Source organism: Lonsdalea iberica (assembly GCF_002111585.1).
In the GTDB taxonomy this organism is placed as follows: domain Bacteria; phylum Pseudomonadota; class Gammaproteobacteria; order Enterobacterales; family Enterobacteriaceae; genus Lonsdalea; species Lonsdalea iberica.
In genome coordinates this window covers 1-2013 of record NZ_LUTP01000096.1, presented here as the reverse complement: position 1 = coordinate 2013, position 2013 = coordinate 1, and the positions used below count along the sequence as shown (strand labels likewise).

General features: G+C 52.9%; 1 protein-coding gene, 1 tRNA gene and 1 pseudogene. 2 read left to right on the top strand and 1 reads right to left on the bottom strand.

Annotated elements, in window-relative coordinates; genetic code table 11:
• Window positions 1-4 precede the first annotated feature (4 nt).
• Window positions 5-80: transfer RNA gene (locus AU511_RS16725), tRNA-Lys, on the top strand.
• Window positions 81-904: 824 nt separating this feature from the next.
• On the opposite strand, the pseudogene AU511_RS16720 reads toward AU511_RS16725, so the two are convergent.
• Window positions 905-1472 (bottom strand): annotated as a pseudogene (locus AU511_RS16720) (recombinase family protein).
• 37 nt (window positions 1473-1509) lie between these two features.
• Between AU511_RS16720 and AU511_RS16715 the strand changes: the two are divergent.
• Window positions 1510-2013, top strand: a 504-nt coding sequence (locus AU511_RS16715; RefSeq protein ID WP_205756480.1) for a phage tail protein, incomplete at its 3' end; no start/stop codon positions are given.

The window sequence follows — 2013 nt, the reverse complement described above, 5'->3', positions numbered from 1 at the left end:
CTGCGGGTCGTTAGCTCAGTTGGTAGAGCAGTTGACTTTTAATCAATTGGTCGCAGGTTCGAATCCTGCACGACCCACCATCCTCGAAGTTTCTTCAGTACCCAATTCAAAACCCTGAATCGTACTTATCTCGCGATAGCGAGGGTATGGCTGGTTTTTTGTTCGTTCCCAAAAGCACATGACGCCGGGCACACGTGCTCTAGCAATCGACTCTCCCCTCATCAACACAACTCATCGATCAAACATTAATGCCCTGATTAATATGCATTATATTAATGCACCCGCGTTCAACGTATCAGTCGCCAGCACCCAACAAAAATATTTCTCGCTTACAGCGCCGACTCCGCCCCTCCTGTTTGCTCACGGCTTACGACCAATAGGCTTTGAGGAAAATCCGTTGGTATCCTTACTCAGCATATAGAACCGTCTTCTAATGACCCCAGCCACAATAATTATCTAGGTGGAAGTGCGATAACTGTTGGTTGCCGGTTTTTCCGTAGTTGAAACGGATTTCTGGTGTTTTTTTAGCCTGAGAATGAGTGGGGTGCGGAATATCCCTTTCACGTTTTCCGCCGTCTTTGGGGCTTTGTGTCTTCGCACGTGTAATCTCCCCCACGTTTCCCCCTGCTGTTTCATGGCAACGTAAAGGCTTTTATCGATTCGCTAACGGGAGCCGCATAGTGAGTAGAAATGGCGGTTCATTGAACGACAAGGCACCGACGGTCATCTGCGCCCAGAAGCGAGTTAAACGGCACCGTGACTTCGCGACATCATCGTTGAGAGCGCTTGTGCTGACGGGAACGTAGCTATCGCACAGGAGGCTTTTCCTATTCCTGACACCGGCAGCGCATTGTTTTAACGATAGAAACATCTCCTGCGCCCACAAGCACGAATGTCTGGGCGATTAGGCGCCCTCTGTCTTTCCCCGCGGGAAATAGCGATAGAGCGTGGAGCGCCCGATGCCGTAGGTGAGCGAAATTTGCTGTCGGTCATACCCGTTGGCCAGCAGTCGGGCGATCATCTCGCGGTCCGTCGGAGACAACGCCTTCGGTCTCCCCCCTACCCGCCCCTGCGCGCGCGCCGCGGCCATCCCCGCCAGCGTCCGTTCGACGATCAGCTCTCGCTCCATCTCAGCCAGCGCGCTCATCACATGAAAGAAAAAACGCCCCATTGCCGTGCCGGTATCAATGCTGTCGGTCAGGGAGCGGAAATGTATTCCCCGCTCGTGCAATTCGGAAATCAGCGCAATGAGGTTTTTTACGCTACGCCCCAACCGGTCCAGCTTCCATACGATGAGCGAATCGCCCTTTTCCATGCACTTCAGCGCACGTTTCAGTCCAGGTCGGTTCTCGACCTTGCCGCTCATTCGGTCTTCGAAAATCTGGTCACACCCTGCGCTAATTAACGCATCGCGCTGTAATATAGTTGGATTGGTCAATTGTTGACACCCTCATATAGCCGATTTTTGCCATTTCCCCTCCCAATTAACGACTGTGATGACGGGGGATTGTGGCAAATCGCGTCGCTATAAGCATTCTCGAAAACCTTGGTTTAGGGGAAGGGTCTGCGCTACCGGTAGGAACGCCGATCCCCTGGCCGTCCGCGACGGTGCCTGCGGGATGGCTCCAGTGCAACGGCGCGACGTTTACAGCCGCCCAATATCCGAAGCTGGCGCAGGCCTATCCGGGACTCACGTTACCGGATCTGCGCGGCGAATTTATTCGTGGTTGGGACAGTGGGCGTGGGATTGATGGCGGGCGGGCATTACTCGCAGCACAAGGCGATGCTATTAGGAATATAACGGGAGAACAGTCACTTAGCGTTCCTTATAACGGAAAGTCCGTAGGCGCATTCTACAATAATGGTAAAAACTCAAATCAAGGTGTCTACGAAGATAATACGGAAATATTAGATGCTCCAGGACTGGGTGGACAAGGAGGTACCTTACCAGCCCATGGCGAAAGAATATTCTTCGATGCATCTCGCTCCGTGCCCACCGCGGCTGAAAACAGA